We start from the raw sequence: 11,752 nt of genomic DNA, 5'->3' as shown, positions 1-11,752 counted from the left end.
CGGTCTTTTCGTTCATCCACTAGCGATTACTCGGGTGATGCACCCATGTAAATACGGATGGTGGATCCCCGTTCCACTCTTGCTCCTGGCTTAGGGGCTTGATTAATTACGGTATTACCCGTTCCGGAGCGAGCCAGTGAAAAGTTCATATTCAGATCTTCATAAATATCCTGTACGGTGGCGCCAGTTAAGTCAGGTACAGTCACAATCGGCGTTTCCCCGTATTTATAGTTTTTAGGAAGCTGGTCAGCCCGTTCCGGTACCTTCATGTAATGCAAGGAATCTTCCAAAATATTCTGTACAATTGGTGCGGCGACAACACCCCCGAACTGAATGCCTTTCGGATTATCCACCGCTGTGTATACCACGATTTGCGGGTCATCCGCTGGCGCAAAACCGACAAAAGAAACGATGTGCTCTGTCGGAGAATAGCGGCCATTAATGACCTTCTGCGCGGTCCCCGTCTTGCCGCCTACCCGGTATCCATCAATAAAAGCCGGGCGGCCAGTGCCCTTGGCAACCACACTCTCCAGCGCAGCCCGAACCTTCTTCGATGTCTCTTCCGAAATAACCTCCCGCACCAGTTCAGGCTCCACCTCTGAGACCGTTTCCCCTGTATCCGGGTTAATCCAGGCTTTGGCTACATGCGGTTTATACAACTTGCCGCCGTTAATAGCTGCCGATACTGCGGCGATCTGCTGAATGGGCGTAACCGAGACCCCTTGGCCAAACGCCGTTGTCGCAAGCTCAACAGGTCCCACCTGCGACGGCTTGAACAGGATACCATTCGATTCCCCGTTCAAATCAATTCCTGTCTTGCTTCCAAAGCCGAAATCCCGGATGTATTTGAACAACGAGTCCTTACCTAGACGCTGACCGAGAGCAACAAAGCCCGGGTTGCAAGAGTTCTCGACCACCTGCAGGAAGGTCTGGCTGCCATGGCCGCCTTTCTTCCAGCAGCGAAGTCTCGCCCCGCCGACCTCGATAAAACCAGGATCAAAGAAATGATCATTATACAGATCAACCTTCCCCTCCTGCAGCGCAGCCGCGAGGGTAATAATCTTGAAGGTAGACCCGGGTTCGTAGGTCATCCAGATCGGCAAGTTCCGGTTATAGGTCTGGGCATCATATTCCTTATACTTCCCTGGCTCATACCCGGGCCTACTGGCCATGGCCAGAATCTCGCCATTCTTAGGATTCATGGCAATAGCCCAGCTGCCCTGGGCCTGGTACTTCACCATCGCTTGATCCAGCTCACGTTCCATAATCGACTGGATCTGCTTGTCAATCGTCAGTTCCAGATTAAGACCATCCTGCGGCTTAGAATACTTCTCTGAAGAACCTGGCATCAATCGACCACCGGCATCGGAAAGATAAGATATGTTACCGACGATGCCCTGCAGCAGCTTGTCATAGATACTTTCTACACCAGTGATACCCTGGTTATCTATCCCCGTAAAGCCTAGGATATGCGCGGCAAGATCACCATAGGGGTAATAGCGCTTGCTATCCTCAGCCACAACGATGCCCGGCAGCTTCAAATCACGAATTTCGGCGGCAAGCTCCATCGTAATTTTACGGCCGCCGGGCTGCAGTCTCACCGAGGCTTTCTTTTGGGACAGCATAGGCACAAGCTTCTCCTTGGTCATGCCAAGCAAGGGCGCCAACTGCTGTGCTGTCATCTCTTTATCTTTTACTTGCACAGGAATGGCATAAATCGTAGGTGAACTGACGTTATAGGCCAGCGGAACGCCTGCGCGGTCCAATATTTCACCGCGCTTAGCGGTAAAGGGAATATTACGACGCCAAGAATCCTCCGCCTTAGCAGTCAATTCCTGTCCTTTGGACAATTGCACATAAGCAAGCCGGACCGCCAGTGAACCAAACAACAATGCCAGTCCCAGTAGCGTCCACAACATTCTTCGGCGGCTTGTAACCTTCGATACCTTCATTCCCGTTCTCCCCCGTTTCCCAAGTAATAGACATGAGCTCTTACCTTCATGACTATTCGGGACAAACAGGGGTTAGAACAAGCCTATGGATTGCTTGGGCCCTCACTCTCCCCATCCGGGGGGTGATCGGCGGCTGCCTGATCTCCCTCCGGCTCGTTGAGCGGGGTTAATTTGAGGGTGATGAACTTCTTGCCATTCTTCGTACTCTCTACTTGTTCTGTTACATAACCTTCACCCTGTACAGCGATTCCTACCTTCAGCAGGCTAAGCACTTCCAGCGCATCACGCAAGGATTGTCCCTTCAAATCCGGAATGACCGATGAATTACCCTCCTGGCTCAGCAGATAAATCCGCTGACCTGAAGCAAGCTTCGTTCCACCAGGAGGATACTGACTGACCACAGTAGCTCCTTGACCGACAGTCTCGAAGTCGTATCCGCCGTCGAGCAGAAGTTCACGGGCCTCCTTCATCGTTTTCCCTTGAAGATCTGGAGCCGTGCGCAGAACCGGAGCCGTTGCCTTGACCGGTTCTTTACTGTTTTCATCATCCTTGGTGACGTTCTTCGGTACACCCATGTATTGCAATGACTGGGACACAATCTCCTTGAATACCGGTCCTGCCGCCGTACCGCCGCCTACCTCGACATTCGGCTCGTCAATGATGACGATGACGGCAATTTTCGGATCATTCACGGGCGCATAGCCAATAAAGGACACCAGAACTTTGGATTTCACATAATCCTGGCCCTCAACCTTAATTGCCGTACCCGTCTTCCCCGCTACACGGTACCCTTCAATATAGGCATGACGTCCGGTTCCTATCTTCTGGTCGGCAACTACCTGTTCCAGATAGCCCCCGGTCTCCCTGGCGCTTTCCTCCGAAATCACCTGTCGTACAACCTCGGGTTGAGTAACAGCCGTCTGACCTGTATTCGGGTTGGTCACTTCCTTGACCACATGCGGAACCATCAGCTTGCCGCCGTTGGCAATGGCAGCAACCGCCGTTAACTGTTCGATCGGGGTTACCTGCACCTTACCATGACCATAAGACAGTGTGGCAAATTCAACGGGGTATTGGGGCGATACTCTACCCGTAACTTCCCCCGGCAAATCGATACCTGTTTTCTCTTTAAAACCAAAATCTTCAATATACTTCAAGAGTCTATCCTGTCCAAGCATTTCATAACCCAGTTTGACGAAAGCTACGTTACTGGAACGTTTTACACCCTCAAGAAACGAGATTTGGCCCCAGCCGACTTTTTTGATATCATGCAGCGGCTTGCTGTAGCCCTTGATCCGGATCGATCCAGACATGAATGTATCATCGGGTTTGAACAGCTTCTCTTCCACTGCCCCGGCCAGCGTAGCAATCTTGAAAGTAGAGCCAGGCTCATAAATGGACTTGATGGCATGATTCAAAAAAGCACCTTGATTTTTAGTTTCCCAAAAAGCATTAGGGTTGAAGGTAGGCATATTCGCCATCCCCAGAATCTCCATAGTGTTGGGATCTGCTGCGATGACAGTCATACTTTTTGGCTTATACTGGTTATAGGCCTTCTTCATCGCCTCTTCGATATAATACTGAATGGTACTATCAATCGTCAGCTTGAAATTGTTTCCATTGACAACTGGTTGATAGGATTCTTCTGCATTGGGCAGCTTGACACCCTTACCATCACTCTTATAGAGTAACTGGCCATCCTTGCCTTTCAACTGATCGTCAAAATACTTCTCGAAGCCCATAACGGCATTGCCGTCACGGTCTGTATACCCGAGAACATGGGCAGCCAGAGTATTCTTGGGATAATATCGTTTCTGTTCCCGTACAAATCCGATTCCCGTCTCCTGAATCTTATGCTCTTCTTTCAGCTTGTCGCGGAAAGCCAGTACCTTCTCATAGAGATCCTGATCGATTTTCCAGCCTTCGTTACGGATTTCACGGTTTTTCAGAAAATTACCCTTCTCATCCTTGGCTTCCACCAGTTTCCGCAGCTCATTCTCCGGCTTCTTCAGCAGATCCTTGAGCCCGGCGATCACCTCATCGCCAATGCCTCTCTCGTTAATCACCTCAGGGTTCACAACAACAGTGTAAGCAGGGACGTCGCTGGCCAGTATACTTCCATTACGGTCAGTGATCTCCCCACGTTCCGCCTTGATGGTGGAAGTATGCGCCCACTGCTTTTGTGCCCGCTCTTGCCAGAATTCCCCGTTCAGCACCTGGATATAGAACACCCTTCCGACCAAAACAAGAAAAAAGAGGGTAATACACCCTCCTATAAACAGCGTGCGAAGTTTTATTCTTTTAATCATACCTAACCTCACATACTCTATTATTGCGATCCTGCCAATCGCTTCCTAGTTATCTCCGTCAGTAGATGTTCCTGATTTCGGAACAAATATCGTAGTATCTTCATTAGGTGCGACAAATCCCAGTTTTTCCTTGGCCTTTTGCGGAATCGACTGCTCCAGCGTCTGCTTCTCCATCTGGTATGTAGCGATCTGCTTCTTATCTCTGGAAATTTCAGCATCCAGCTTCTGCGCCTGCTTGTTCAAATCGTAAATATGAACGTAACGCCAAATCAGGGTGACGGCTACCAGGACAAATACACTTAGAGTCAGCATGTACAACAGCTTCTCTTGCATGGGGAGTACTTTTCGCCTGGTGACAACTTTTGTCTTCTCGCGGTAGAGTGGGTTTTTTTCTTCTTTTCTTTTGGGCTGGACTGCCAAGTTGCCGCGGGTATAGGCCATCTCTGACTCTCCTTTATCGTAATTTACAATTTCTCTGCAATACGCAGCTTCGCTGAACGGGCACGAGGATTAAGCTCAAGCTCTTCTTCAGAAGGCAGTCGGGGCTTGCGATTGATCAGCTTGAGCGAGCCTTCAGCACCGCATACACATAACGGAAAATCAGGTGGGCATGTGCATTTGCTGACATAACTACTCAGAATCTGTTTGCAAATCCGATCTTCCAACGAGTGGAACGTGATGACGGATACTCTTCCTCCAGGCGCCAGGCAGCGAACCGCCCCCTGCAGCCCTTCTTCAAAGGCACCCAATTCATCATTTACAGCAATACGCAAAGCCTGGAAGCTTCGTTTGGCAGGATGCCCACCAGTTCTGCGCGCAGCCGCAGGGATACCTTCCTTAATCAACTCTACTAATTCGCCAGTGTTCTCTATAGGCTTCTCGGCTCTCCGTGCTACAATGCGTCCGGCAATCCGTCGCGAGAATTTCTCTTCTCCATACTGGAAAAGAATACGGGCAATCTCCTGCTCGGACCATGTGTTGACAATGTCCGCTGCAGTCAACATTCCCGACTGGTCCATCCGCATATCCAGCGGCGCGTCGTGATTGTAGCTAAAGCCGCGTTCCCCTTCGTCGAACTGGGGCGATGAGACGCCAAGATCAAAGAGAATCCCATCAACTTGGGGAACTCCGTCTTTTTTCGGGACAAAAGGCACATCTCTAAGCACATATTCCAAATCACGGAAGTTCGTCTTCACAAGAACAACCTTGTCTCCGTATTCAGCCAGCTTTTCTTTGGCATTGTTCAGAGCCCAGTCATCTTGATCCAGGCAGATTAAACGTCCTTCTCCGCTGAGTTTGGAAGCGATCAATGAGCTGTGACCTGCCCCGCCGAGCGTGCAATCTACATAGATTCCGTCTTTTTTGATGTGCAGCCCTTCTGTCGCTTCTTCTTTAAGCACCGTGATGTGATGAAACAAGCTGCATCCCTCCAGGACAGTATTCGATAATTGTGTGGTTTATAGATCAAAGTTGAAATCGACCAATTTCTCGGCAATCTCGTTGAATGATTCTTCTGACTGTTCGAAGTACTGTTCCCAAAGCTCCTTGTTCCAGATTTCCACCCGGTTAGAAACGCCTAGAATAACACAGTCCTTGTCCAGCTTGGCATACTGCCGCAAATTGCCCGGCAAGTTTACCCTGCCCTGCTTGTCCCAAACACATTCTGTCGCTCCCGAGAAAAAAAAGCGGCTGAATGCGCGGGCATCCGATTTCATCAACGATAGGGTTTTGAGCTTTTGCTCCATGATGCCCCATTCTTCCATGGGATAAACAAAAAGGCAGGAGTCAAGTCCGCGGGTCGCCACGAAGGAAGTTCCGAGCATTTCACGGAACTTGGCCGGAATAATAATTCGGCCTTTGTCGTCGATACTATGCTGGTATTCACCCATGAACATAGTTTTCCCACTCCCGCTCCCCAAGTCCCCACTTTACCCCACTTTTCACCACTTAAGCATAATAGATTCGCCGTTAAAAATCAAAAACCTTTTTCCAGCCCAAGGTAATTGTTTCCTAAATGTAAAATTGCCTCTAAGTCCCTATATATATGGTTCCAAGGTCCTGTACAATGCTGATTCACCCTGTATAAATTACCAAAAAACGCGCAAGAAACCGCCCGGCCGGAATACACTTCCGACAGAACGGCTTCTGCATCGTGTCAACTATGCAATGTTACATATATAACATGCGGTGAGCACCGCTGTAATCAGCAGGAACAGCCATTAGTTCGTCAAGCCAATTAGGACCATAGCGATTCAAGTAATACATGATGTTGTAGACTCTCTCCTGCAGTTTTCCTTGCGGCATTAGAGACAGTTCAATCCGTTCCCACTGGCGCAGCGCTGCTTCGTTCTGCTTCTCGACAGCATCCTGTGCCTTGGCTTGCAGGAACGAGATTTGATCCAGGATCTTATCCTTATTATTACTTCCCAGCTTCAACAATCCGGCTTGTATGGTGCCGAGCTGTTCAATCAAAGGCTCGTAAAGCGCATTGAATGCTGCTTTCGTTTCTTCAAAACGGGCTCCCAAACGAAGCTCGTCCTGCGCAGTTAGCCATTCCTGTCTCTTACTATCCAGTCCCTGATGCACATCGGCAAACCCGATTCCATACTTGTCCATATGCTTTTGAAGCGTGCCCTCCACAAAGGTGAATGACATCCGCGGGATAATTAGTGGCATGGCGCCGCCAACTGTTCGGAAGGCTTGATGCGGGATCGCCCAATAAGCGATCTCTCCCTGTCCAAGCACAGTAGCTAATGTAGGCAAGAGATAGTCTTGCATGAGCGGCCGGGTCAGTACATTATTGCTGAAGCGCTCTGGATGGGTATACAGTGTATCTAGAAGTGCCTCGCTGGAGAAGGATACCGTTCCTTTACGATCCGTATAAAAGCCATCCTTCTTCTGTAGCAGCAAACGTGTGCCTTCATGAATATAGAACAGATTGGCGCTTCCTTCTGTAACATCAGCCTGAAGCTCGTACCCGCTCTCGCGAATAGTCTTAGCCGCATTCAGATAGGCTGTCTCCAGCTCTCCATTCTCCCGAATCAGCGTTTCAAAAAATGGTTGCTCAAGCTTACGTAGACACGGATCCGCAGAATCAAGCAAAATCAGACCATATTTACCAAACAGATTCCCCATCAGCTTAGCGAAAAGCTCTGTCATGTTATTGGAAGCAGAAGAGGCTTCACGAATGAATTCCATAATCCCTGGTTTGAATTCGCTGTCCTGCAGCAGTTCATCCAGTTGAGCTACAGCTTGCTGCCAGCTCTCGTCTTCTACCTTGATATCGCTGACTGATGAACGGAGATCTCCAGATTTCTCAATCTTGATTTTGCTGATTTCCCCACTTCGGCTCAGCACATAGGTATGATTGACCTCATCCCAGTCATGATCTTCCCCGGCGATCCAAAATAACGGAACCACAGGCCGGCCTAATTGCTCACCGGCCTCCTTTGCTGCCAATATGGTTGTCATTGCCTTATATATCACAAGCAGTGGTCCCGTGAACAGCCCGCTTTGCTGGCCACCGGAAATCACCAGCGTTCCCGGCTGTTCTAGTAGTGCAAGCGAAGACATTACCGCCTCATGTGGATTGTTCGCTTCATTATAACTCCGTAAGCAGGCTGCCACTTTCGCCCGATCAGCACGCATGCCCTCGCGGCTGTCCAGCCATTCTGCCCGCAACACTCTGCTTTCTTCGTTACGGAAGTCACCACCGTATAAATGTTCTACCGTCTCATAACGGTTCATATAGTCCCTGGCAAGCGCAGATCCGCCCGCAAGCGGCTCCGTTACAATCTTCATTGCTGTAGCCTCCTGTCTGCTATCTCTGCTATATATAAATTACAGAGTGATAAACCCTATCTGATTGTATCCAAAGCAGGTGGCTTCGTCAAAGCATCACTTATCTTAAAACATAAATTAAGGTAAGTTGTAGACAAATTGACCCTTAAATCACCATAAAAATGCACCCCTTAGAATTTCATTGGATGGGGTCTAATCCAATGTTTATTCTAAGGGGTGCACTTCAAAATCCACATTATATTATCAAGTGGATTTTGAAATTATTTTATATTAAGCATACGCTTTGGATACGAAATGTCCTTTGGATACCTCAACCAATTGCGTGTCTTCCTCGCTCTTCTGGCCTTGCGTATAAATCGGCGATTTCAACTCATCGTGGAAATGAATCCGCTTCTTGTTCGCCTCAGCCTCTGGATCCGGCTCTGGGATTGCAGACAGCAATGATTTGGTATACGGGTGGATCGGGTTAGAATAAAGCTCTTCACTTTCTGCAAGCTCTACCATTTTACCTAGATACATTACGGCTACTCTATCACTGATGTGCTTGACCATAGACAAATCATGGGCAATAAAGAGGTAGGTAAGGCCAATACGATCCTGAAGCTCTTTAAGAAGATTGACAACCTGCGCCTGAATGGACACGTCCAAGGCAGAAATAGGCTCGTCACAAACAATAAATTTAGGATTAACGGCAAGTGCACGAGCAATACCAATCCGTTGCCGCTGTCCGCCGGAAAATTCATGAGCATAACGCGTTGCGTGATCATGATTCAGACCAACCATATCCAGCAATTCTTCGATACGTTTTTTGCGCTCAGAACTACTTCCAGCCATTCCATGGATATCCAACGCCTCACCAATAATATCAGAAACGGTAAAACGTGGATTCAGTGATGCGTATGGATCCTGAAAAATCATTTGCATATCCCGGCGGAAAGCCTTCATTTTTCTTGGGGATAATTTATAGATGTCAGTTCCGTTATATTTCACGCTTCCGGCAGTAGGCTCATACAAACGAAGCACCGTACGTCCTGCTGTGGTTTTACCACAACCAGACTCACCTACCATCCCTAGCGTTTCTCCCTCACGGATATTAAAGCTGACGTTATCAACTGCCTTAAGTACCTTGCCTTTACCTACATTAAAATATTTTTTAAGACCTTCTACTTCAATCAAGTTCTTACTCATAAGAACCGCACCTCCTTGGCCATCAAATGCAGATTCCAGCCATGCACCAAATGCAAATACTGAATTCTGTGACACCGGGATCGAACCATTCACATGTATGCACCTTACCGCTGTAACGCACAGTGAACAGATAGCCCATCGGTGATTTATAAGAATACGGCGATGTGTCGCTAATTAAAACAACAACTCTTCCTGTTATGCTACAAGCAACACTACATTTTGAAGAATGGTAACGTAAGCAAAACACTGCTCATCTTTAATCAGCATTCAGGACACAAAATAACGCGATAGTAACCAACAACTATCGCATACCCGGAAGAATTGTAAGAATGTTGATTACAACGGATACCTGTATCATTTATATCAACCAGGTTCAGCACTCCAATACCTTATGAAGGACTCAAATGCTGATCATGCTTGATATTTGGTCAGAACTATGACAATTAGTTTCAATGTCATGACCCTTCTGAATCTTTTTAAATTTACGAGAAGATCAGAGGAAATCAAGAATTAAACAGTTACGCGCAAAACACTAAACTCATAAAATTGATTTCCCCAAAATCTTTATTTTTTCAATTTAGGATCCAATGCATCCCGAAGACCATCGCCTAGAATGTTAAATGCAAGCATAGTCACACTGATTGCAGCGGCAGGGAAAATCATGCGCCAAGGATAAGTCATCCAACCTGTTCTGGCATCGTTAACCATCGAACCGAGTGATGAAACTGGTGCTTGAACACCCAAACCTAGGAAACTTAAGAAAGCTTCTGCAAAAATCGCACTTGGCACTGAAAGCGTAATGGTAACAATAATCGGACCTACTGCATTCGGCAACAAATGACGGAACAATAGACGGCCAGAGCCTGCTCCCATTGAGCGTGACGCAAGAACGAATTCACGATTTTTGAGCTGCATGATCTCGCCACGCACAATCCATGACATATTTATCCACCCTGTGATGGTTAACGCCAAAATAATCGTGCCTAAACTTGGTTCTAAAACAACCAGCAATAGAATCGTAACCAGCAGGTACGGAATAGAATAGAGGATTTCTGAAAACTTATTCATAATCTCATCTACACGCCCGCCAAAATAACCCATGATTCCACCATATATAACACCGATGAACAAGTCAATCATGGCTGCTGCCAAACCAACGATAAGTGAAATACGTGCGCCCATCCAAGTCCGCACCCACATATCCCGTCCTAAATCATCGGTTCCAAACCAATGCTCTGACGAAGGGGGCTGGTTAGTATTCAGCAAATCATTTGAATAGTAATTATATTTCGAAATAAATGGACCAACAATCGCTGCGATTACAATAATGATCATCGCCACTAAAGCTGTCATAGCCATTTTATTTTTACGCAAACGGTACATGGAGTCTTTCCAGGCGGAAATACTCTCACGTTCAATAGTTTCGGCTGCCTTCTTATTTGTACCAACTTGTACAAAATCCTCTGGCTTAAGTTGCGTGCTCTGCGAAGATACGGTTTGATTTACAGACAAAACTAGCCCTCCTTCCTTCCAACAAGTTTAACTCGAGGATCGATAAACACATACAAAATATCTGTTGCAAAACGTGCAAGCATTAGTAATGCTCCGTAAAAAATAGTAATACCCATAATAAGTGTATAATCCCGAACACCGATAGCCTGTACGAACTGCTTACCGATTCCGCCAATACCGAAAATTTGTTCAATAACCACTGAACCAGTAACAATGTTAGCAGTCATCGGTCCTACATAGGTAACCACTGGCATGATTCCGTTACGAATAACATGTCTGAACATGATTTGAGCCCAGCTTAAACCTTTAGCTTTTGCTGTCTTAATATATTCTGCATGCAGAACTTCAAGCATACTCGAACGTGTCAAGCGAGCAATAAACGCAATTGGCTGAAAACTTAGCGCAGCTACAGGCAACACATAATCGAGTGGTCCTGTGAAGCCCATAACTCTGAACATGTGCAATTTATAAGAGAAGACATACTGCAGCAAAGCAGCGACTAAGAAGCCCGGTACAGCAATACCTAAGACCGCTACCACCATTGCTATATTATCAATCAAGCGCCTATGATACAACGCAGCGAGCATCCCCAAAAGTACGCCGATTACAACGGATACTATTATAGCAACTAGGCCAAGCTTTAAAGATGCGGAAAACGTTTTTCCGATCAAGCCGCTGACATCTTGGTTCAACTGCTTCATAGAGATCCCTAGATCACCTTGCGCAATATTCCCCATGTATTTCAGATATTGTTTCCAGACAGGCTGGTCCAGACCATATTGCTGATAAAGTCTGGCTTGTACTTCAGGTGGGACTTTCTTTTCAGACATAAATGGATCGCCAGGTATTGCTTTCATTAGAAAGAATGTAGCAGTAATTAGAATAAAAATAGATACTAGCATGTAGAAAAATTTATTTAAAAAATAACGCACCATATCCTACTGGGCACCTCCTTTTTCGAGTTAAAACAATCCTTATCAATTGTAGAAA

Annotated in this window: 9 protein-coding genes; all 9 read right to left on the bottom strand. The window is 47.0% G+C overall.

Annotated elements, in window-relative coordinates:
- Window positions 1-26: 26 nt before the first annotated feature.
- The gene (locus ACFORK_RS02155) at window positions 27-1,952 is read right to left on the bottom strand and encodes a stage V sporulation protein D (protein WP_379195144.1); all 1,926 of its coding nucleotides are present in this window, start codon (window positions 1,950-1,952) and stop codon (window positions 27-29) included.
- Between the two features lie 83 nt (window positions 1,953-2,035).
- On the bottom strand, window positions 2,036-4,195 hold the full coding sequence (locus ACFORK_RS02150; RefSeq protein ID WP_379195142.1) for a penicillin-binding transpeptidase domain-containing protein: 2,160 nt from the start codon (window positions 4,193-4,195) through the stop codon (window positions 2,036-2,038).
- Between the two features lie 111 nt (window positions 4,196-4,306).
- Window positions 4,307-4,702 (bottom strand): septum formation initiator family protein, encoded by a 396-nt coding sequence (locus ACFORK_RS02145; RefSeq protein WP_379195140.1) that lies wholly within the window; start codon window positions 4,700-4,702, stop codon window positions 4,307-4,309.
- A gap of 23 nt (window positions 4,703-4,725) precedes the next feature.
- Window positions 4,726-5,679 (bottom strand): 16S rRNA (cytosine(1402)-N(4))-methyltransferase RsmH, encoded by a 954-nt coding sequence (rsmH, locus tag ACFORK_RS02140; protein ID WP_379195138.1) that lies wholly within the window; start codon window positions 5,677-5,679, stop codon window positions 4,726-4,728.
- A 39-nt stretch (window positions 5,680-5,718) separates the two neighbouring features.
- Entirely contained in the window at window positions 5,719-6,156 is a 438-nt protein-coding gene (gene mraZ / locus ACFORK_RS02135) for a division/cell wall cluster transcriptional repressor MraZ (protein ID WP_379195136.1), read from the bottom strand.
- Between the two features lie 274 nt (window positions 6,157-6,430).
- The gene (gene bshC / locus ACFORK_RS02130) at window positions 6,431-8,062 is read right to left on the bottom strand and encodes a bacillithiol biosynthesis cysteine-adding enzyme BshC (RefSeq protein ID WP_379195134.1); all 1,632 of its coding nucleotides are present in this window, start codon (window positions 8,060-8,062) and stop codon (window positions 6,431-6,433) included.
- 270 nt (window positions 8,063-8,332) lie between these two features.
- Window positions 8,333-9,250: an ABC transporter ATP-binding protein gene (locus tag ACFORK_RS02125; RefSeq protein ID WP_379195132.1), complete on the bottom strand. Its 918-nt coding sequence runs from the start codon at window positions 9,248-9,250 to the stop codon at window positions 8,333-8,335.
- A 564-nt stretch (window positions 9,251-9,814) separates the two neighbouring features.
- Window positions 9,815-10,762, bottom strand: coding sequence for an ABC transporter permease (locus ACFORK_RS02120; RefSeq protein WP_379195130.1), 948 nt, complete (start codon window positions 10,760-10,762; stop codon window positions 9,815-9,817).
- Between the two features lie 2 nt (window positions 10,763-10,764).
- Complete coding sequence (locus ACFORK_RS02115; RefSeq protein ID WP_379195128.1) at window positions 10,765-11,697, bottom strand: ABC transporter permease; 933 nt, start codon at window positions 11,695-11,697, stop codon at window positions 10,765-10,767.
- Window positions 11,698-11,752 lie beyond the last annotated feature (55 nt).

Source organism: Paenibacillus sp. GCM10012306 (genome assembly GCF_042649265.1).
In the GTDB taxonomy this organism is placed as follows: Bacteria; Bacillota; Bacilli; order Paenibacillales; family Paenibacillaceae; genus Paenibacillus_AQ.
This window is presented reverse-complemented; position numbering and strand designations above follow the sequence as displayed.

Bases quoted from the DNA above. Each gene is read 5' to 3' on its own strand.
- ACFORK_RS02155 (WP_379195144.1), bottom strand. From the start codon at position 1,952: ATGAAGGTATCGAAGGTTACAAGCCGCCGAAGAATGTTGTGGACGCTA.
- ACFORK_RS02145 (WP_379195140.1), bottom strand. From the start codon at position 4,702: ATGGCCTATACCCGCGGCAACTTGGCAGTCCAGCCCAAAAGAAAAGAA.
- mraZ (WP_379195136.1), bottom strand. From the start codon at position 6,156: ATGTTCATGGGTGAATACCAGCATAGTATCGACGACAAAGGCCGAATT.
- bshC (WP_379195134.1), bottom strand. From the start codon at position 8,062: ATGAAGATTGTAACGGAGCCGCTTGCGGGCGGATCTGCGCTTGCCAGG.
- ACFORK_RS02125 (WP_379195132.1), bottom strand. From the start codon at position 9,250: ATGAGTAAGAACTTGATTGAAGTAGAAGGTCTTAAAAAATATTTTAAT.
- ACFORK_RS02115 (WP_379195128.1), bottom strand. From the start codon at position 11,697: ATGGTGCGTTATTTTTTAAATAAATTTTTCTACATGCTAGTATCTATT.